Source organism: Bradyrhizobium erythrophlei, from assembly GCF_900129505.1.
Classification (GTDB): Bacteria; Pseudomonadota; Alphaproteobacteria; order Rhizobiales; family Xanthobacteraceae; genus Bradyrhizobium; species Bradyrhizobium erythrophlei_D.
In genome coordinates, this window is sequence record NZ_LT670818.1 from 4,918,569 (window position 1) to 4,938,712 (window position 20,144).

Here is a 20,144-nt window from a genome sequence, read left to right on the forward strand (position 1 = left end):
CGCGTGTCGGGGGGAGCGCAGCCGAGCCTGTTTCGAAGGGCCTAGAGCCTAATCGGTTCTGATTGAATCAGAAACGGGCTCTGGCTTTTTGTCTTGACGTATTTTCTTTACGCGAACCGGTGTCCACTTCGCTCGAAAACCCTTTAATACGTGATTTTGGGCTGAAGCTTGCGGGCCTGCGCGATCAGCTGCTCGACCGACTTTTCCGAGGGCAGGACACGGACGAGTCTGCGCCTGGTATTCACTTCTTTCATGTTCTGCGCCAGCCGCGCGGGGTTGCGCAGCGCGAGTTCGCGAACCGTGGTGACGCCGGCGGCGCGTACCAGGCCGACCTTGGCCTTGCCCATTCCGGGAATCCGCATGTAGTCCGAGACATTGGCCCATTCCAGCAATTGCTGCTCGCTGATGCCGGTCTTCGCCGCTAGTGCTTTTCGGCCCTTGACGGTCCGTGCCGCCTCGAGCAGCCCGTCCGTGGTGCGAATGCCCAGCGATTTCAGTTTGGCAGCGGCGAAGGATGGCAAGCCATCAATCTTGGAAATTGGATATGTCATGGTGCTCGATTTGAAAAAAGGTGCTTTAAGCGAAGTGGCTGAGGCCCGGTGTCCCCTTGATGATCTCGCCCATCTGGCCCGCCCCGATTTTGTCGCGGCCGAACCGGAAAAGTTCACGCGCGACGCCCTGAATCTCGCTCATGCCCAGACCAAGCCCCATCAGCTTGGTGCCGACCGCCATCAGGCCGCTGCCCATCAATCTTCCGAGACCGCCGCTGTTGCTTGAGGTTGCGATCGCCGCTTCCGCGCCAGGAATCTTGTCGATCAACGCCTGAACTTTATCGGAAGGGCCCTCGGTGCGAAGGAAACCCAGGATGATGCCGATGGTTTTTTCAGCCACAGCATCATCGATGCCGGCCTTTGCGGCCAGCTGCCCAATCAGTTCGTCCATATTGGCCCGCCCTCATCCGGTTTTGTGCCGGATATACTTATTTCTGACTTTATCTTGATCTTACGCGTCGCGAATTACAAGCGACGACCGCCTTCAACGGCGCATTCAGCTTCGATCGCGTGACGAGTGTTGCAGCAATGCAAGAGCTGGCGCGGATTTCGCGGAGAAATTGTCGCGTCAAGCCTATTCGTTCCAGCTTTGGTCGCGCATCGCAGCATGCCGGTGGATCCGGTTTCAACGAATGCGGGTTTCCAATACCATCAAGCGGGTGTTGACCGGTTTCAATCGCCACGCAACATGCAGTATGATGCCGAGGTCCGGCGCCTGAGGCACCGACGCGTGAAGAGGCAATGCAATGGCAACCGCTGACAACAAGCTGGCCGATACCGACGAGAAGATTTTCCTCGGAAAGGGTGAGCAGCCGGCGTGGCTGACGTTGGGGCTTGCCAATCGGCACGGCCTCGTCACCGGCGCTACCGGAACCGGAAAGACCGTCTCGCTGCAGGTGATGGCGGAAGGGTTTGCGCGCGCTGGCGTGCCGGTGTTTGCAGCCGACATCAAGGGGGACCTCTCCGGCATCTCCGAAGTCGGCGAAGCCAAGGATTTTATCGTCAAGCGGGCCGGCGACATGGGCCTCAGCTTCCAGCCCGACCAGTTCTCGACGGTATTTTGGGATGTGTTCGGCGAGCAGGGCCATCCAGTGCGCGCCACCGTCACCGAAATGGGGCCGTTGCTGCTGTCGCGGATGCTCGACCTGAACGACGTGCAGGAAGGCGTGCTGAACGTCGCGTTCCGCGTGGCCGACGACAACGGGCTTGCCCTGATCGATATGAAGGATCTCCGGGCGCTCTTGGATGCGATCGTCCCGGACACCGGCAAGAAGGGCGCCAATGGCGATGACGATCCGCTGGCCCCGATCCGCAAGGCCGCGCAAGGCTTCGGCAATGTCACCAAGGCGACAGTCGGAACCATTCAGCGCCAACTATTGGTATTGGAAAACCAGGGCGGGACGAAATTTTTTGGCGAGCCGGCGCTGACGCTGAAGGATTTCATGCGCACCGACAGCGAGGGAAGGGGCATGGTCAACATCCTGGTCGCGGACAAGTTGATGCAGAGCCCGCGGCTGTATGCGACTTTTCTTCTGTGGATGCTGTCAGAGCTGTTCGAGGAACTGCCGGAGGCCGGCGACCCTCCAAAACCCAAATTGGTATTCTTCTTCGACGAGGCGCATCTGTTGTTCAACGACGCGCCGAAGGCGCTGATGGACAAGATCGAGCAGGTGGTGCGGCTGATCCGGTCCAAGGGTGTCGGCGTCTATTTCGTGACCCAGAATCCGATCGACGTGCCGGACAAGGTGCTCTCCCAGATGGGCAACCGCGTGCAGCATGCGCTGCGGGCGTTCACTCCGCGCGACCAGAAGGCGGTCGCGGCTGCGGCGCAGACGTTCCGGCCCAATCCGAAGCTCAACACGGCGCAGGTCATCATGGAGTTGGGCAAGGGCGAAGCGCTGGTGTCCTTCCTGGAAGGCAACGGCACGCCGGCGATGGTCGAGCGTGTCATGATCCGGCCGCCGTCGGCGCGGATCGGACCGATCACGCCGGAGGAGCGCAAGACGATCATGGACGCCAGTCCCGTGAAGGGCAAATACGACACCGCGATCGACGCCGAATCCGCCTATGAGATCCTGCAGAAGCGCGTGGCCGGGACCGCGGCGCCGACGGACGGATCTGCCGGCGGCGGGGGAATTCTCGGCCAGATCGGCAGCATCGTCGGTACGATCTTCGGCACCAACGTGTCGCGCGGAAGATTGTCGACCGGACAGCTGATCGCGCGAAACGTCACGCGCTCCGTCACCAACAAGGTGGTCGGCGGGGTGGCCGCCGATCTCGGCAAGTCGGTTGCAGGCTCGATGGGCGGTTCGGTCGGCCGCGCTCTCGTGCGCGGCGCGCTCGGCGGCTTGCTGCGGCGATAAATTTCGATCATTTGCCGTGGCGTCATTTTCAAAAACAATCTTTCAGAAAGCCCGAGTGTGCTGAGATTTCCGTCGCTGCGAGCCCCGCTTGATTATCTGTTTCTGGCCTGCTGTATCGTGCTGACGGCCGACGTGCTCGCTCCGGAGATTTGGGGGAGCGGAAAAACCAAGGATTATCCGCTCTGGTTCTGGGCCGGCCAGCAGGTGCTTCGCGGCGGAAATCTCTACCCCGCCGATCCCAAGGCCTATTTCGAATTCATCTATCCGCCGCCACCGGCGGTTCTGCTCGCGATCCCCGCCTATTTCGGCAAGCTGACGCTCTATATATGTCTGTCGGTCGTAAACGTGGTCGCGTGGTGGATGACGGCGCAATTCTCCAACGCGATGGCGGGTTCGGGACGGATACCGAATCCGTGGCTGTTCGCGCTGCCGGCTTTTGCGACGGTCACCTTCGTGTTCGACATGTTCGATCTCGGCCAACCTAACCTCGTGCTGCTGGCGATGATGTTGTTCGCCTTCTGGCTGCTGCAGCACGAACGTCCTTGGATGGCGGGCGGCATGTTTGCGCTGGCCACTGCGATCAAGGTGTTTCCGGTCGCGGTGTTTCCCTATCTGGTCTGGCGAAGGCAGTGGGCCACCGCCGCAAGCATGGCCATCTTCACCGCGATTTTCCTGTTCGTGGTTCCGGCGCCGGTCCGCGGCTTCCAGCACAATGTTTCCGAACTGAAGACCTGGTTTCAGGGAATGGTGGGAACGAGTTCGGAGCAGGGGTTCGGACAGCGCGGCGAGCAGAACTGGTCGTGGGTCAACCAGTCGCTCATCGCGGTGACGCATCGGCTGACACGCCCGGTCAACTACAACCAGGACAATGCGGCCAAGCCGGCCGCCTACATGAATCTGGCCGATGTCAGTTTCAGGACCGCGAACTGGATCGTGCTGGCCATCTCGCTGCTGATCGGGCTCGGCTTCATCGCGGTGATGCCGCCGCGTGCGCGGATCACACCGCGCTCCAATGCCGAAGAAATCGGTATCCTGTTTTGCCTGATGACGGTGGCGTCGCCGCTGGCGCGGCAATATTATTTCATGTGGCTGTTCTTTCCGATCACCGTCCTGGTGCACCGGGCAGCCTATGATCCCAGGGCTGCCGTGCGGACGGGCACATGGGCCGGCCTCGCGGTCGCGGGGCTCTTGATGTGCCTGTCGTTTCCGGTGTTCCCGAACGACCTGCAGGCTTACGGCAACAACCTTGCCGCAACCGCCGTGATTGCCGCGGCGCTGGTCTGGCATATCCTGCATCCACCGTTAGATGAGATGGCTGGCTCCCCGCCTCCGGCGGAGCTACAAAGCGATACGCAGAACTAGCCCAGGGAACATTGCAACATGTCCAACGCGCCGCAATTGCAACCGGTCCTCGACCGCATCGATGCCGATTTCGACAACAGCCTCGAGCGGCTGTTTGCGCTGCTGCGGATCAAATCGATCTCGGCCGATCCGGCCTTCGCCGCCGATTGCAAGGCCGCCGCCGATCATCTGGCCAGCGACATTGCGACGCTCGGCTTTTCGACCGAGGTCAGGCCGACCGCCGGTCATCCCGCCATCGTCGCCAAGAGCAATGGAAACGGTGGATCACGCCCGCATGTGCTGTTTTACGGCCATTACGACGTCCAGCCGGTCGATCCGCTCAACCTCTGGCACCGTCCGCCGTTCGAGCCGGCGGTGACCACGCATGCCGACGGGCGAAAGATCATCGTCGCGCGCGGCGCCCAGGACGACAAGGGACAGCTGATGACCTTCGTCGAAGCCTGCCGGGCCTGGAAATCGGTCACCGGCTCGCTGCCGGTCGACATCACCATTGTCATCGAGGGCGAAGAGGAAGTCGGATCGAAAAATTTCGTTCCGTTTCTCGAGAAGATCAAGGACGAGCTCAAGGCCGATTTCGCGCTGGTGTGCGATACCGGCATGTGGAATCCCAATACGCCCGCGATCACCACGTCGCTGCGCGGGCTGGTCTACGAGGAAGTGAAGATCAAGGCCGCCAACCGCGATCTGCATTCGGGTATCTTCGGGGGCGGCGCGCAGAATCCGATCCGGGTGCTGACCCGCATCCTCGGCGGCATCTTCGACGAGAGCGGCCACATCACCATCCCCGGCTTTTACGATGGCGTGAAGGATCTTCCGCCCGACGTTCTGGCCCAGTGGTCGAAGCTCGATCTGACGCCGGACAGCTTTCTCAAGCCGATCGGGCTTTCGATTCCCGCCGGCGAGAAGGGCCGCCTGCTGATCGAACAGGTCTCCTCGCGCCCGACCTGCGACATCAATGGCATCATCGGCGGCTACACCGGCGAGGGTTCAAAGACGGTGATCCCGGCGGAGGCCTCCGCCAAGGTCTCGTTCCGGCTGGTGGAGGGGCAGGCCCCCGACAAGATCCGCAAAGCCTTCCGCGACTACGTCACGGCGCGGCTGCCGGGGGATTGCAGGGCCGAATTCGGCGACCATTCCAGTGCCCCGGCGATCGCGCTCGACTGGAACATGAAGCCGCTGGCCGCCGCCAGGCGTGCGCTGACCGAGGAGTGGGGCAAGGAAACGGTGCTGATGGGGTCGGGTGCCTCGATCCCGATCGTCGCCGACTTCAAGCGCACGCTCGGCCTCGACACCGTGCTGGTCGGTTTCGGCCTCGACGACGACAATATCCATTCGCCGAACGAGAAATACGACCTGAAGAGCTATCACAAGGGCATCCGGTCGTGGGCGCGAATTCTCGCGGCGCTCGCGGAGGCGCCGCGCTGATCGTGGGGCTTCTTTTCGGGTCGCGGTCAAAAGCAGAAACGCCGCCCGGGATTGGGCGGCGTTTTAATGTGAACGTGTAGAGGGTGTGTAAGAAGCTATTTAGCGCATTTATCCGGATGCGTCCATCGTGGCTTCTCGGGGGAGCCTCACTCCACCGGATAAGGCCCGGTGCCGAAGACGCGATCGTGATAGCCCTTGCTGCCGATCTCGCGCGCGAGTGGGCTGCGGATGTCTTCGTCCGCCCTGAGCCGCGCAACCAGGGTGCGAAAATCGTGGCGCGGTTGCCAGCCGAGGTCGGCGCGCGCCTTGTCGTTGACGTAAACCCGATCGATGCTGGGGGTCATCGTCCAGCCGCGCCGTACGTATTCTGCGCCGTACTCCGGCACATAGCGACGGACCACCTGCGGCGCGTCGCGGCGCAACTCCGCCGTGTCATCGCGCGAGAACGGCGTGGTGGCGCTGATGATGTATTTGGCGAAAGGCGCCGATGGCGCGTGACGGGCCGCCAGCAGATGGGCGCTGACGACGTCCTCGATATCGACGCGGCGATGCAGAAACTCGTTGGCCTTGGCGTTGGCGTCGGCATATGCCGCACGGACCGCGCGGTCGTCGTCCTCTTCAGGAAAGAAGCGCGAGGTGCGCAGCACGACCGCGCGAAGCGAATGGTTGCGTGCGAATAGTTGGCACAGATCCTCTGCAGCCGCCTTGGTGACGCCATAGATGTTTTTCGGCGCCTCCGGGACGTCTTCCGTCACCCAGGCCGCCGGTTCGCCGGGCGGCGGCACCAGTGCGTCGCCGAACACGCTGGTTGTGCTGGTGTAGACAAAGGCTGTGGCACCCGCCGCGGCGGCTTCCTCGAGCAAATTGAGCGTGCCGGTGATGTTGACGTCGATGAAATCCTGGCGGCTGTGGGTAGCCACGTGCGGCTTGTGCAGAGCCGCTGTGTGCAGGACGGTGCCGACGCCCTTCATGCAGCCGCGCACGAATGCGCGGTCGGTGAAGGTACCCACCCGATGCGTAAACGCGCCGGCCAGAATGTCGATGCCCACGGCCTCGCGACGCTGCGCCAGCAAGGTACGAACCAGCGCCTCGCCGAGATGCCCGGAACTGCCGGTCACCAGAACTCTCACGTCGCCGCAGCCTTCGTGCTATTCGCCCGCTCCGGAGCGTCAATTCTTGTAGCTGGGATCGAGGCGATCGAGCTTGCGCAGCAGCGCCGGCCACACCAGCGTGGTCGAACGCAATTCCTGCCGGTCCGGATTGTTGAGCAAAAGGGTATTCTTGTCGACCACGGCAGCGTCGACCGGATAGGCCACGGGCCCAAGCATGCGGGTGCGCACCTGCATGGTGCAGGCCCGCTCCAGGTGGAACATGCGCTCGAAGGCGGAAGCGACGGAGCGACCGACCGTCAAGGTGCCGTGATTACGCAGCAGCATGTGGTTCCTGGCGCCGAGGTCCTTCTGCAGGCGCGGGCGTTCCTCATGATCGAGCGCGATGCCTTCATAGTCGTGATAGGCGAGATCGAAGGTGACGAGCTGTGCGGTCTGGTTCAGCGGCAGCAGTCCTTCGGTGCAGCTCGCCACCGCCGTGCCGTCGGGCGTGTGCAGATGAAGCACGCAGCCGGCGTCCTCGCGGACTTCGTGGATCGCGGAATGGATGGTGAAGCCCGCCGGGTTGATGCTGTATTGGCTCTTGGTGAGCTGGTTGCCGTCGAGGTCGACCTTCACCAGGCTGGAAGCCGTGATCTCGTCGAACATCAGGCCGTAGGGATTGATCAGAAAATGATGCTCCGGTCCCGGCACGCGCGCGGAGATGTGGGTGTCGACCAGGTCATCCCAGCCGTAATGCGCGATCAGGCGATAGCAGGCGGCCAGGTTGATGCGTTGGCTCCATTCGGCCTCGGTCATATCCGACGGCACTTCCTTCAGGCGGGCTTCCGCTGGCGACATGACTGGGTTCTCCCGTTTGGATTGTCGATTTCGACGTCAGCCTAGCGCTGCGAATGGTGTGGAGCAAGACGGGGGACTTGCGCGGCAGTCATGCTTTGCCGGGCCAATGCGGCTTAAGGCGCTGGAATCGCCAGCAGGCTGGAAATGCTGCGCCCGCGGATGTCGTAGACCCGCGCGAACACCACGTCATCGCGCTTGATCTCGACCAGCACCGGCGCGGTCAGGCCCTTGCAGTAGAATTCGCCGAGCGTCATCGCGAAGTCGGCGGCGTGGCTGTCCCAGCCGATCGTGAAATCGGGGCCGAGCGCGACCTGCGCCGGGCGTTGCGGGCCGCACACCGCGACCTTCCATTTGCGCCCCCTGGGCGGGACTTCCTGCCGATCGGCGATCTCCTCGCGCAGGCCATCGGAGGCCTGCTTCAGCGCGAGGCCCCAGTAATCCAGCATGAATCGATCGTCGGCTTCGCGCACGGTGCCCGCGATGTAGTTGAAGTGAGTGTATTGGTAGGGGTGCAACCGGATCATTTCGGCGAGCGGCAGCATCAGGCCGAACGCGAAGAGAGCGACCACGGCGGGTTGCCAACTGCGCCGGTTTTCTCCGAGCCAGTTCATGGCCCATGCGAACGCGGTGCCGGCGAGCACCGCCATCGGCGGGATCACGAAAATGAAATGCCTGATACCGTTGTAGAGAGCCGGGCGTTTCACCATCGCGATCAGGAGCGGCAGCGTTGCCGCCGATGTCAGCATCAACAGGATGGTCTTGCGGCGCGCCGCCACGTCGGGGCGCGGCAGCAGCATCAGCGTGCCGACGACGCCGGCGATCAAGAGACCGAGCAGCACTTCGGGAAGCTGCAGCGCAAACAGCGTCGGCAGATAGGACCAGGGCATGTCGGGCACCGACACCAGCGCGCCGTCGAACATTTCCTTCCACGGCTTCTCGAAAAAGTGGGAGAAATAGGTCAGCGCCTGGAACGGATTGTCCGGTTCCATGATCGACCACGGCCAGATCAGTCCCATCACGAGATAGCCGAGGATCAGGCCCGGCATCAGCACGTAGACGACGCGCAGGAAGCGCCAGGCAGCACCGCGCGCGCCGTGTGTTCTGATCTCGTCCACGAACAACGGCGCAAAGCCGGCCACCGCGTAGACCAAAGCGAGCCCGCCGAGGATTCGCGACCCGATCGAGAGCCCGGCGCCAAGTCCGACGATCAGGATGGTGCGCGGCGAAGGCTCCGGATACTCCTCCGCCAGCCGGACCAGGCCCAGCATCAGGATCACCATCGCCACGGCGAACGGCGCATCCTTCGGATTCATGAACATGTGCCCGTAGAAGGTCGGGCACAGCGCCAGCAGCAGCAGCGCCGCGAGACCCGCCAGCGGACCGCCGACGCGCCGGCCAAGCCGCCACGTCACCGCAAGGCCGATCACGCCGACGACGGCGCCGAGCAGGCGGCGGGTTTCAAACAGTTCTAACGGGATGACCTTGTGCAGCAGGGCCGCGGCCATGTCGAAGCCGCCGCCATACATGTAGAGATTGGCGAACGACAGCGCGCCGGTATCCTTGAAGCCGGAACCGTACATGCGCAGCAAGAGATCGGCATATTCGGCGTGGGTGTAGTCGTCCCAGCCCAGCCCGTAGTCGCGGAACGTCAGGCCCGCGATGACGGCGACCACAGCCAGAACCAGGATGGCGAGGTCGTCGCAGGTCCGCTCCACCGACCGCTGCGCAGGCGTATCGATGGCCGAAGTCGTGATGGATGACATGGCTATTGGTGACCCGGCGTCCTCTTGGCCCAGCTATGGCGCGCTTGGGCCTCGTTCCCCGGCATCCATATAGCGCAGTTCCCTTTCCAAGTAATTGGCAATTGTGGCGCAATTTCCCTGCTGCAGCGCAGCAGCCATGGAAAATCAAGGCCTTCGTGCGTCCCGATGAGGTGCAGGGTAATAGGTTAGGGCCAGGATATTGATCCTGTACGGGAACCGCCCCGGCAATTGTCCGTTGGCGATGGGCACAATATGACGGTATCGTGGCATAGGCGGCTTGCCCATATTTCAGGCGTGGCCCAAGGGTGAATTGATGATGCTAGTGGTGTTGATCGCCGGGATTGGCCTGTTGGTGGCTGGCCTCGTGACGGTCGGTCTCGGAATCGAACTGGACCTCAGTTTCGGTAATACCTTGGTCCTCGCTGGCGCGATTGTGGCTTGCACCGGGGTATTGATGCTCGGGCTTTGGGGCGCCGTCCGGGAGTTGAAGGCGATCGCACGGCAGCTTTCCGGTCTGCCTGCGCCGTCACGGTCCGCCGGCTTGAGCGCTGCTCTGGGCGATCAGGTAGCGGAAGACGTCGGGATGCTGTTCAGCCGCGACCAACAGGCCCTGGAACCTGCGCTCCCCGCCGAACCGGCGACGTCGGCCGCGCCGCCATGGCAGGAGGAGGCGGCCTCGCGTGATCGCGGCCGGGGCGAAGTGCCGGCGCCGGCACCGTCCGCGAAACCGCGGCGCAATCTTTTGTTTTCCTCGTCGTCGCGGAGGGAGCGTGAGCCCGCCGAGGCGCGGGAACCATCGATGGCCAATCTGCATCCGGGAGCGCGTGGCCCCGCATCGCCCGCCATACCACCGCCACAGGAATCAAATCCCCCGCCACCGGCGACCTTCGAGGACACCTGGCCAAGACCGGATCGCGCCCGAACCCCCAACGTGCCGCGGCGCGGCGGCCGGGCGCCATCGACCTTTACCGAACCGGTGGCCGGCGCCGAGGATCAGCCGGAGATCACGGTACTCAAATCCGGCGTTGTCGATGGAATGGCCTATTCGCTGTATTCCGACGGTTCGATCGAGGCGCAGATGCCCGAAGGCATGATGCGGTTCGCGTCGATCGACGAACTGCGCGCCCATCTCGACCAGCGTCCTTGAGCGCGAACCGCCTCTCCACTTCACCCGAAGGCGTTTTGGAAAAATAGAGCGCCGTCGTTCTTGTCATATCCGCAGTAATCCGCTCAAATCAGACAGTAGTGGCAAGTTCCGAGAGCGTATTGCCGCCATCGGATACTGTCCGATCCGGAAATTCCGGGGATTTGGGACCTCGAAGGGGTCAGGCCATGACTGACAACGCCGGCAAGAGTTTCATCGACCTGACTGCGAATATCGTGTCGGCCTATCTCAGCAATAATCCGACGCCGGCTTCCGAGATCCCGAACCTGATCAGCCAGATACACGCCGCTTTGCTGCGGGTTTCGTCAGGCCGGGTCGAGACGCCCGCCGAACCGGCCAAGCCGGCCGTGTCCGTGAAGAAATCGATGACCCCCGATTACCTGGTGTGTCTCGAGGACGGCAAGCGCTTCAAATCGCTGAAGCGTCACCTGCGCACGCAATACAACATGACGCCGGAACAATACCGCGACAAATGGGGCCTGCCCGCCGATTATCCGATGGTGGCGCCGAACTACGCGGTGGCGCGTTCGGACCTCGCCAAGAAAATGGGGCTCGGCCAGCAGCGGCAGCGGCGGAAATAGTCCGGAATGTTCAGGCGCTGCGCAGGTTTGCCGCCGGGGTGTCGCTGCGGCCGACGAGCTTCGAATATTCCGAGATCGGATGGGGCCGCCCCAGCAGGTAACCCTGCACTTCATCGCAGGACTCCGTGGCGAGAAAATCGAGCTGGGCCCTTGTTTCGACGCCCTCCGCCAAGACCGGCAGATCGAGACCGTGGGCGAGCCCGATGACGGCGCGCACGATGGCTGCCGACTGCGGCGTGTTCTTCACCTTCGATATGAACGACTGATCGATCTTGATCTTGTCGAACGGGAACGATTGCAGATAGGACAAGGACGAATATCCGGTGCCGAAGTCGTCCATGGCGATGCGAACGCCCAGCGTCTTGAGGCGGCGCAGGATCGAGACGCCGCGGCCGAAATCCTCGACCAGCACGCCCTCGGTGATTTCAAGTTCCAGCCGTGTCGGCGCCAGGCCGGTTTCCAGCAACGTCGAATGGACCAATCCCGCAAGGTCGCCGTGGCGGAACTGGATCGGCGACAGATTGACCGCGATCTGGAGCGGGTTCGGCCACGACGCGGCTTCGCGGCAGGCCTCGCGGAGCACCCATTCGCCGATCTGCATGATGAGACCGCTTTCCTCGGCAACCGGAATGAAGGTTGCCGGTGAAATCATGCCGCGCTGCGGATGGTGCCAGCGGACCAATGCCTCGAACCCGAATACCTCGCCGTCGATCTTCGCCAGCGGCTGATAGTGCAGACGCAGCTCATTGCGCGCGATCGCGGTGGAAAGCTCGTGCTGGATGGCGCGCCGCTCGCGCAGGCGGTTGTCCATCTCGATTTCGAAGAAGCGCGTCTTGCCACGGCCGTCGGCCTTGGCGCGGGTGAGCGCGGCATCGGCGTTGTTGAGAAGCGTCGTGGCGTCAGAGCCGTCGGCCGGAAAGATCGCAATGCCGATGCTGAGGCCGATGTGTGAATGCTGGCCGTTCAGCTCCAGGTCGATGGCGGCCGCGGCATGAAGACCTTCGGCGAGGACTTCGGCGAGCGCCGGATGATCGCCGTTCGGCGTCACGAGGCTGAATTCGTCGCCGCCAAGCCGGGCCAGATAGGCCTCGCCGGCGAGCATGCGCAGTTGTCGCGACAGCTCGCGCAGCGCATCGTCGCCGGCCGCATGGCCGAACATGTCGTTGACCTCCTTGAAGCCATCGAGGTCGATGCTCAGCACCGCGAACGATTCTTTCTCGGTCCTTGCGGCATCGATCCTGCCGGTGAGATGCTCGACGAAGGCGGCGCGATTGGGCAAATCCGTCAATGCATCGTGATTTGCCAGATGCTGAATGCGGGCCTCGGCCTGCTTGCGCTCGGTAATGTCCTCCGAAAGGCTGAGCAGGTAGCGGCGCTCGCCGGTCTCGTCCGGTATCGAAAGATTCCTGGTTGTCAGGACACGATTGCCGTTGTGATGGGTACGAACGACGTGTTCGTCGATGGCTTGCAGCTCGCCCGTGCGCAAGGCCTCGTCGGCGAGCGGGAACAGGTCGTTCACGGTTTCCTTGCCGGAAGGATCTCGATCGGGTTTGCCGATCAGGTCGCCGCGCGCGATGCCGAAGATGGCTTCGGCGGTCCGGTTGATGAGCACATAGCACCGATCGCGGGCGTCCTTGACGGCAACCGACACCGGCATGTTCTCGATGATGCTGTCGAGGAAGTTTTGCGTGCGGCCGAGCTTGGCGGTCGAGGCATCGAGAGCTTCCAACTGCCGGAAATGCATCAGCGAGATCGTCAGGCCGGCCAGCGCCAGCGCAAGGAAAAGACCGACGCCAATACCGGCGCTTTGCCACATCACGGTGCGCAGAAATGGCGAGATCGGGACGTCGATCACGAACGCGCCGATGACGTCGCCGAGACGCCACTGCGTCTTGCCGGGCTGCAGCGCGTTATGACAGTTAACGCAGCTCTGTTCGTGCGCCACGGTCGGATAAACCGTGCGGAAGATCTGTTCGCCGTTGACGTCGAGCAGTTCCGATACCGGCTTCGGGTTCGGCGTCGACGCGAAGGCCTCGATGGTCTGGGCCATCCGGGCGTCTGTCGGGGGCGTCAGGATCTCCCGTCCGGGGCGGCCGACCGACGCCAGGTGGAAATCGGAATTGTCGCCGTTCTGCTTGTTGAAGGCCTCGATGGCGTGGGCGCGGAACGACGCCGGGACCGGCGCGCTTTGCCCGAATTGCGAGCGGATCGCCGAATAGTTGGTGACGAAGGCGTCCACCAGTTGCAGCGCGATGATCTTTTCGCGGCTCTTGTGTTCCTTGAACCAGTCCAAGCTGAAATAATAGAATCCGCAAGCAACCGTCACGGAGAGGACGGCGCATAGGCACAGATGCAGCATAAAGCCGCGACCGGATCGCGACCGCATGAAGCGCCAGACCGGCGGAAGTTCACTCATCCGTCAACTCTCGGTTTGTCGGACGGACAATGCCACAAATGCCTTAAAAACAGATTGACCTGACAGCGTCAGGTTGCGCCCGGTAACAAATGCTAGGGAAAGGTTGCCGATCACGGCGCCGTGAACGCGGGCTGCTGAGGATCGCGTCCGGCCTCAGGAGGCGGCAGCCAGCGCCTCGCGCGCGTCGGACCGGATGCGCTCGACCATGGCGCGCAGGCCGTTGGAACGCTGCGGCGTCAGATGCTCGCGAAATCCGAATTCGTTAAATACCGCCAGCGCATCGATGCCAAGAATTTCCTGCGGCGTGCGGCCGGAATACAGCGTCAGCAGGATCGCGATCAGCCCGCGCACGATATGCGCATCGCTGTCGCCGAAGTATTTCAGCAGCGGCTCGGAGCCACCGTCGCGCTCGACGTGTTTGGAGAGCCAGACCTGGCTGGCGCAGCCCTGCACCTTGTTGGCGGCCGAATGCTCGGCCTCCGGCATGGGATCGAGCGTGCGGCCGAGTTCGATGACGTACCGGTAGCGGTCGTCCCAATCGTCCAGCAGCGCAAAATTATCCCTGATTTCGTCGATCGTCATCGTGTCCCGCGTTCCATCCCGGAGACCTTTATATAGGACGGCGTGGGATCGAAAGCGATGATCGTCAAGTCAAAAAGGCGAATAGTTCCGCCCGCCGGCCGGACGCTAGGGCGCGCCGCGCCATTCAACCTGCAGATCGTCTTGCGTCAGCGTGTCGCGCGGTGCGGCGTCCGTATTGTCGACGCTGCCGATCGAACCGGTATGATCGGGCGCACGCTTGTCGGTGATGATCTGATAGAGCTTGCGCGCGCCTTCCTGGGCGCGGCGGCCGATCACGGTCGCGGCCTGGCCGCCCACTTCGCACGCGGCCGGCTGGCGCTTGCAGAACTGGGTCATGTCCGACACCGCCGCCGTCGCAGCCGACACCGCTTCGGACGCGCCCACCTGCGGCAGCTTTTCCGATTCTGGTGTCTTCTCTCTCGGCAGCAGCACGAGCACCAGCCCGAGCCAGAATGCCATGCGAAGCAGGAAGAACATCTCGCGATCCCGGTCGTCTTTTTGGTTCCGTTGCGGTTGAGCTCGCAATCATTGTCTGACTAACAGCCCTCGATAAATCGCAAGTGTTTGCATTGAAGTTAAATCGCCGAAAATTCGCGCAAAATCCGAATCATTCGATTCGGTGTAAATTTTCGATTGATCGAGATTTCGTGCAAATAGCGGCAGCGCCGGCCCGCTACCATTTCGAAACCATATCGTCTGCGGCCTGGAAACCCCGCGTTCACCATTTACATTGAATGAACGTCATGCGCGTTGCGAAAACCCCGCGAACCGACGGTCTCTGCCGGCGCGCTTGTTGAGCCTTAGCGTTCGCTTAATGTCGGTCTGACACGGTGAGCCAACGATAAAGGGGGCGTTCCGGCCCGTCTTTTTGACGATCCTGCCGAAGCGCGAGAGCCGTGACCGTTTTGAGTATCATCCGCGATTGCCTCGATGCCTTGCTGCATCCCTCCGCGCGCTACGATGCGCTGACGCGTGCCCGCCATCGCGCCTTCATGGCGCCGCGGCTGATGGGAAGCCTGGTGGCGTTCGCGGCATTCCCGGTCTATCTGGCGATGCGCGGCGCGCCGAGCGCGCTCGAGGTCGCGGCCTTCGCGTGGCTCATCGCGCCGATTCTGCTGTCGTGGTTCTTGTCGCGCACCGGCCGCTACGAGGGCGCCCATGTGCTGTCGTCGCTGGCGCTGTCGGGCCTTGTCATGACGCTGGCGACGACCACCGGCGGCATCGAATCCTTTGCCGCGATCTGGCTGGTCGTGGTTCCGCTCGAGGCGGCACTCTCGGCGTCTCGCCGCGCGGTGGCGTTTGCATCCGCGCTGGCGCTGTCCTGCGCCGCGCTGCTGATCGTATCGGGACATTTCGGCCTGTTGCCCACGCCCGAGACCAACCCGCTGCTGCGCGGCATCTTCATGGCGTTCGGCGTCGCATCGGCGACGCTCTATGCAGCCGGCCTGGCGTTCGCCGCCGAATCGCTGGCGCACACCGGCGTCGCGCTGCTCAACGTCGAGGAAGACCGCTACCGCCTGCTGGCGCGCAATATGAGCGACGTCATCTCGCGCCATCGCCGCAACGGCGCCGTGCAGTTCATTTCGCCGGCCGTGGAGACGATGCTGGGCACCCAGGTCGCGCGGCTGCTCGGCCACGGCCTGTTCGACCGCGTCCATGTCGCCGATCGTCCGGCCTATCTCACCGCACTTTCGGACGCGGCGCGCGGCGGCGAGGCGCGCAGCGTCGAATTCCGTCTGCGGCGCGATGCACCGCGCGGCGGCGAGCGGAGCCATCATCATCAGGTGGATTTCATCTGGGTCGAGATGCGGTGCCGGCCGCTCGAGCAGGCGTCGCACGCTCCCGCGGGCTCCGAATCCGAGGTCGTCGCCGTGATGCGCGACGTCACCGACCGAAAGCTGCAGGAGCAGGCGCTGGATATGGCGCGCACCGCCGCCGAGCAGGCGGACGCGGCCAAGACCCGTTTCCTCGCCACCATGAGCCACGAACTGCGCACGCCGCTCAACGCCATCATCGGCTTCTCCGAAATGATCGTGCAGGAGCAGGCGCTGATGCTGGATGCGGCGCGCCGCAGGGAATACGCGCAGCTGATCAACGATTCCGGCCAGCATCTGTTGTCGGTGGTCAACGGCATCCTCGACATGTCGAAGATGGAGTCCGGCAATTTCGAAATCACGCCGGAGCCGTTCGCGCCGCGCGCGGCACTGATCAATTGCTGCAGCCTGCTGGCGCTGAAGGCGCGCGAGAACGACATCGATCTCGTGACCCGAATCCCCGACGATCTGCCGGTCATGACCGGCGATCCGCGCGCCTTCAAGCAGGTCGCGCTCAACCTCGTCTCCAACGCCATCAAGTTCACCGAGCGCGGCGGCAAGGTGACGGTGTCCGCCGGCGTCGAGGGCGCGCGGCTGATGCTTCGCGTCACCGATACCGGCGTCGGCATCGCCGCCGACGACTTAAAGCGGATCGGCGATCCCTTCTTCCAGGCCGGCACGACCTATCAGCGCCGCCACGAAGGTACCGGTCTCGGGCTGTCGATCGTCAAGAGCCTCGTCGCCTTGCACGCCGGCGAGTTGACGGTACAAAGCAAGATCGACGAAGGTACCACCGTGACGGTCGCGCTGCCGCTGACCTTCACAGCGCAGGAGCCATCGAGTAATATCGCGACGCTCACGCCGGTGACGCGACAAGCCACCCCGGACCAAGCCCACCAGGTGAAGAAGAGTGCCTAGGAAAGTTGCGAAAGATGACGACAAGCCGCGCCGCCGTCGCGGGGCGCGCGCAGTAGCGGTCGACGCCGATTCCGAGCGCGGTCTGGCGATGCGAATACTGCTGCACAGCCCGAAAGACACCGTCGCGGCCTTGCTGGCGTTCGCCGCCGTCAGCGCCATCCTCGCCAACGCGCTGTTCCTGCAGACCGGACACCATCCGGCGCCGATGTTCGGCTCGGTTGTCGCGATGCCGCAGCCGGGATCGGCTGCCGCGAACCTGTTGCCGCGTCCGCGTCCGCTCGAAGCCGACGCGGCCATTTCCGACACGAGGGTTGCGGAGCAAAGGGCTTTCGAACCAAGGGCTTTCGAACCAAAGGCTGCTGAACCGCGGGCCGCCGAACCGAAGGCCGTTGAAAAGCCTTTCGAGCTGAAATCCGCGGATCCGCTGGGCAATCTGGTCAAGGCCACCAACGCGGCACCGGCGGCGCCTTCCGCGGCGTTGCGGCCGCCTGCGTCGATCCCGGCGTCCTCGCACCCGGAACTATCGGGCCCGCGCCGCGTCGCGGCGGTACAGCGCGTGCTCACCGAATACGGCTACGGCCAGTTGAAGCCGACCGGCACCGTCGGCACCGACACCCAGGCCGCGATCGCAAAATTCGAGCGCGAGCGCAAGCTGCCGGTGACCGGGCAGGTGAGCGACCGGCTGGTGCGCGAACTCGCCGCCGTGATCGGTCACCCGATCGATTAGCGGAGCGGCGAAGACATTCCCGTCGTCTTCCGCGATCTCGTCGGAAGATATCGGGACCACACCCCACGCTGAGTTTATATTTTCGAAAGCGTGTCGTTTTCGAAGGCTCGTTGCGAGTCCGGGCGGCTGATCTCGCGCGGTTAAATACAACGATCGCGGCTCAGTTCGCTGCGTGTCCCCGGCCAAGTCCATCGCAATCCCGACGGGCCATATGCGATTAATATACGGCGGCTCTTTGCGCCGTCTCGTTTCTTTATGCCGTTTCGCCTATCTGGCAGATGCTGTCGCAAGTCCGGCCTGGAGATAGTCACTGCAGGCAGTGATCGGCCGCCGGCACTTTTTGAACTCAACATGAGTGGGCAGGCCTCGCGACAGCGACCATGCCACGTTCGACACTCAGGCGAGGCTGGCGCGCGGCGCCTGGCCGGTGGCCAGCCGTCCTATCCCGCGTCGGCTCCAGACCATCATCGGACCCGAAGGGTGACACCATGACTTCCACTCATACTACTGCCGCAGGCGATCGGATCATCGAGCCGATGATCGCGCTTGCAGGTTGCTCGAAGCTGCACCGGATCGTCGTCGCCGGCGCAAAGGGCGTTGAGCTGATGCTGGAACTGCAACGCCGCGGCTATGTCCGCACGGCGGCCACGGCAAATTGCGGCCATCCGGCCGGTCAATACGATGTGGCGCTGGTCGACTGGCGGCGGCGCACGTTCAAGAGCCTCGAGGTCGCGCTCGACTGGCTGGTGGATTTCCTCAGCCCCGCCGGCGTGCTGGTGGTCTGGGTGGACCCCCAGAAGGCCGCGGCCAACGAAGCTCTTCGCGCCTCATTGGAGCGGCGGGGTTTTGTCATCGAGGCGGGCACCGTCCACGATTGCGGGTGTGCCGTTTCGGCGCGGTGGCGGGAAACCCCTCCGCTCCGCAAGGCGGCGTGACGCCTCGAATTCTGCAATGGCGCCGTTTCCGCTGACACAGGCTGTTTGTCCGCTTGTATCCTTGCGAAACGTGGTAGAGCGTTTTCAAGCGAAGTGGCGACCGGTTCGCATCAAGAAAACGCGTCAAATCACTGGAGTCCCATTTCGATTTGATCGAAACGGGACTCCAGCACGGGCCACACATCCAAAGGAGCAGGCGGGAGCCGCATCATGGAAACCAAACCGCCCGTTCCGCGCGCGATCCTCGTCGGCGTCCAGACCCCCGACGTCGACGACGTCGCGCATGCCGCGAGCCTCGAAGAGCTCGGCCGTCTGGTGAAGACGCTCGGTTACGAAGTCGTCGGCATGGTATCGCAGAAGCGCGACGAGATCGGTGGCGGAACGGTGCTCGGCAAGGGGCGGCTGGAGGAGCTCGCCGCGTCCACCGGCGGGACCGGCGTGGTCGGATCGAAGGCGATCCCACGTAAATCGAAGGCCCGCGAGCGCTTCGAAGACGCCGGCGGCAAGAAGCCGGACGCGAGGCAGGCCGAGCCCGATCCGCAAGCCGAGCCCGACGCGCCGGCAAAGCCGGAGTTCGTGATCGTCGATCATGAAATCTCGCCGAGCCAGGCCCGCAATCTCGAGCGCGCCACCGGGGCTCAGGTGCTCGACCGGACCGGGGTGATCGTGGAGATTTTCCATCGCCATGCGCACAGCCGCGAGGCGAAGCTGCAGGTCGAGATCGCGCGCCTGAAATACGTCTCGCCGCGTTTACGCGAGTCCTCGGGCGGCGGACGGCAGCAGGGCGTCGGCGCCGGCGAGTCCGATCTCGAACTCGATCGCCGCAAAATCCGCGATCGCCTCGCGGAGCTGAAGGAACAGCTGGAGGTCATCCAGCGCGACAACGACCAGCGCCGGGCGGCACGCCGCGATCAGCTGCGGGTCGCGCTGGTCGGCTACACCAACGCCGGAAAGTCGTCGCTGATGCGGGCGCTCACGGGCAGCGAGGTGCTGGTCGAGGACAAGCTGTTCGCAACGCTGGACACCACGGTGCGCGCGCTGCGGCCCGAAACCAGGCCGCGCGTGCTGGTCTCCGATACGGTCGGCTTCATCAAGAAGTTGCCGCATGATCTCGTCGCGTCGTTCCGCTCCACACTCGCCGAAGCACTCGAGGCGTCGCTGCTGCTGTTCGTGGTCGATGCCTCCGATGCTACTTACGAATCGCAGCTCGAGGTGAGCCGGACCGTGCTGCGCGAAATCGGCGCGGACACCGTTCCGTCGCGGCTGATCCTCAACAAGATCGACCGGGTGAGCGAGGCGGATCGCGCCGCGCTGCGCGAAAAGCATCCCGACGCGATCCTGCTCTCTGCAAAGTCGCCCGAAGACGTCGCGAAACTGCGCGAGACCATGATCGCGTTTTTCGAGGCAGCGATGGTCGACGACCAGCTGGTGCTGCCTTATGCAAAACAGGGGCTGCTCAGCGACGTCTATGAGAATGCGCGGGTGATCTCCGAGGACTACGACGCCACGGGGCGGGTCATGAACGTCCGCGGCCTGCCCGGAGCGATCGCGCGGCTGCGGAGAACACTCGCGGCTTCCTGATTCAAGCCGACG

The 20,144-nt window shown here is 63.5% G+C and carries 17 protein-coding genes; 9 read left to right on the plus strand and 8 right to left on the minus strand.

The annotated features are described in order from the left end of the window. Positions 1-143: 143 nt before the first annotated feature. A complete protein-coding gene (locus B5525_RS22680; RefSeq protein WP_079567999.1) occupies positions 144-551 on the minus strand; it encodes a DUF4332 domain-containing protein in 408 nt (135 codons plus the stop codon). 25 nt (positions 552-576) lie between these two features. Beyond that, positions 577-942 carry a hypothetical protein gene (locus B5525_RS22685; protein ID WP_079568000.1) on the minus strand — a complete coding sequence of 122 codons (366 nt, stop codon included), beginning with the start codon at positions 940-942 and terminating at the stop codon, positions 577-579. A gap of 355 nt (positions 943-1,297) precedes the next feature. Between B5525_RS22685 and B5525_RS22690 the strand changes: the two genes are divergently transcribed. The 3 genes from B5525_RS22690 to B5525_RS22700 are packed head-to-tail and all read left to right on the plus strand — an operon-like array spanning position 1,298 to position 5,701. Continuing rightward, positions 1,298-2,914 (plus strand): helicase HerA-like domain-containing protein, encoded by a 1,617-nt coding sequence (locus B5525_RS22690; RefSeq protein WP_079568001.1) that lies wholly within the window; start codon positions 1,298-1,300, stop codon positions 2,912-2,914. Between the two features lie 57 nt (positions 2,915-2,971). Beyond that, positions 2,972-4,276, plus strand: coding sequence for a glycosyltransferase family 87 protein (locus tag B5525_RS22695; protein WP_244567537.1), 1,305 nt, complete (start codon positions 2,972-2,974; stop codon positions 4,274-4,276). An 18-nt stretch (positions 4,277-4,294) separates the two neighbouring features. Next, positions 4,295-5,701, plus strand: a complete 1,407-nt coding sequence (locus tag B5525_RS22700; protein ID WP_079568002.1) for a M20/M25/M40 family metallo-hydrolase — start codon at positions 4,295-4,297, stop codon at positions 5,699-5,701. A 146-nt stretch (positions 5,702-5,847) separates the two neighbouring features. Here B5525_RS22700 and B5525_RS22705 read toward each other — a convergent pair whose 3' ends face one another. The 3 genes from B5525_RS22705 to B5525_RS22715 all read right to left on the minus strand — a co-directional run bounded on the left by B5525_RS22705 (position 5,848) and on the right by B5525_RS22715 (position 9,413). Continuing rightward, the gene (locus B5525_RS22705) at positions 5,848-6,831 is read right to left on the minus strand and encodes an NAD-dependent epimerase/dehydratase family protein (RefSeq protein ID WP_079568003.1); all 984 of its coding nucleotides are present in this window, start codon (positions 6,829-6,831) and stop codon (positions 5,848-5,850) included. A 39-nt stretch (positions 6,832-6,870) separates the two neighbouring features. Continuing rightward, entirely contained in the window at positions 6,871-7,650 is a 780-nt protein-coding gene (locus tag B5525_RS22710) for a class II aldolase/adducin family protein (protein WP_079568004.1), read from the minus strand. Between the two features lie 113 nt (positions 7,651-7,763). Next, entirely contained in the window at positions 7,764-9,413 is a 1,650-nt protein-coding gene (locus B5525_RS22715) for a glycosyltransferase family 39 protein (protein ID WP_079568005.1), read from the minus strand. A 313-nt stretch (positions 9,414-9,726) separates the two neighbouring features. Between B5525_RS22715 and B5525_RS22720 the strand changes: the two genes are divergently transcribed. Together B5525_RS22720 and B5525_RS22725 are read left to right on the plus strand one after the other, a co-directional pair. After that, positions 9,727-10,560 carry a hypothetical protein gene (locus B5525_RS22720; RefSeq protein ID WP_079568006.1) on the plus strand — a complete coding sequence of 278 codons (834 nt, stop codon included), beginning with the start codon at positions 9,727-9,729 and terminating at the stop codon, positions 10,558-10,560. Positions 10,561-10,745: 185 nt separating this feature from the next. Next, the gene (locus B5525_RS22725) at positions 10,746-11,159 is read left to right on the plus strand and encodes a MucR family transcriptional regulator (protein ID WP_079568007.1); all 414 of its coding nucleotides are present in this window, start codon (positions 10,746-10,748) and stop codon (positions 11,157-11,159) included. Between the two features lie 10 nt (positions 11,160-11,169). Here B5525_RS22725 and B5525_RS22730 read toward each other — a convergent pair whose 3' ends face one another. The 3 genes from B5525_RS22730 to B5525_RS22740 all read right to left on the minus strand — a co-directional run bounded on the left by B5525_RS22730 (position 11,170) and on the right by B5525_RS22740 (position 14,634). Further along, on the minus strand, positions 11,170-13,575 hold the full coding sequence (locus B5525_RS22730; protein WP_079568008.1) for an EAL domain-containing protein: 2,406 nt from the start codon (positions 13,573-13,575) through the stop codon (positions 11,170-11,172). A 153-nt stretch (positions 13,576-13,728) separates the two neighbouring features. After that, the gene (locus B5525_RS22735) at positions 13,729-14,157 is read right to left on the minus strand and encodes a SufE family protein (protein ID WP_079568009.1); all 429 of its coding nucleotides are present in this window, start codon (positions 14,155-14,157) and stop codon (positions 13,729-13,731) included. A 105-nt stretch (positions 14,158-14,262) separates the two neighbouring features. Then, positions 14,263-14,634 carry a DUF5330 domain-containing protein gene (locus tag B5525_RS22740; protein WP_079568010.1) on the minus strand — a complete coding sequence of 124 codons (372 nt, stop codon included), beginning with the start codon at positions 14,632-14,634 and terminating at the stop codon, positions 14,263-14,265. A 419-nt stretch (positions 14,635-15,053) separates the two neighbouring features. Between B5525_RS22740 and B5525_RS22745 the strand changes: the two genes are divergently transcribed. From B5525_RS22745 to hflX, 4 genes are all read left to right on the plus strand, one after another. Then, the gene (locus tag B5525_RS22745) at positions 15,054-16,889 is read left to right on the plus strand and encodes a PAS domain-containing sensor histidine kinase (protein ID WP_079568011.1); all 1,836 of its coding nucleotides are present in this window, start codon (positions 15,054-15,056) and stop codon (positions 16,887-16,889) included. Further along, complete coding sequence (locus B5525_RS22750) at positions 16,882-17,616, plus strand: peptidoglycan-binding domain-containing protein (protein WP_079568012.1); 735 nt, start codon at positions 16,882-16,884, stop codon at positions 17,614-17,616. Before B5525_RS22745 ends, B5525_RS22750 begins: the two co-directional genes overlap by 8 nt. A 536-nt stretch (positions 17,617-18,152) precedes the next feature. Further along, positions 18,153-18,551 carry a hypothetical protein gene (locus tag B5525_RS22755; RefSeq protein ID WP_079568013.1) on the plus strand — a complete coding sequence of 133 codons (399 nt, stop codon included), beginning with the start codon at positions 18,153-18,155 and terminating at the stop codon, positions 18,549-18,551. Between the two features lie 210 nt (positions 18,552-18,761). Next, positions 18,762-20,132, plus strand: coding sequence for a GTPase HflX (gene hflX / locus B5525_RS22760; protein ID WP_079568014.1), 1,371 nt, complete (start codon positions 18,762-18,764; stop codon positions 20,130-20,132). Positions 20,133-20,144 lie beyond the last annotated feature (12 nt).